Source organism: Peribacillus sp. SIMBA_075, assembly GCF_046534585.1.
Genome location: NZ_JAWRYN010001781.1, coordinates 1 through 228, shown reverse-complemented (window position 1 = coordinate 228; position 228 = coordinate 1). Strand labels below are relative to the sequence as shown.

Below are 228 nucleotides of genomic sequence, written 5' to 3'. Positions count from 1 at the left end.
AAGAGCTAGGAAAATAAGAGCGATTGACATCATCATACTTTGTAAACCACCGCGAGATAATAAGCTATCAATATCTTTTATACCAGTTTTAGAAACGTAACCATCTTGCATAATTTTCATTAAATCAGCTAAAGAAGTGCTAGGTTTAAAAATAAAGAGAATAATAATTCCTACCACAATTCCTGCAAGCAATGTTGGAACTGCTGGAACTTTTTTAAATGCGAATAG

At 32.5% G+C, this 228-nt stretch carries 1 protein-coding gene; it reads right to left on the bottom strand.

Translation table 11 applies throughout. The features are described 5' to 3' along the window. A partial coding sequence (locus tag SB775_RS34565; protein ID WP_410865796.1) for a Na+/H+ antiporter NhaC family protein occupies nt 1–228 on the bottom strand: 228 nt, incomplete at both ends.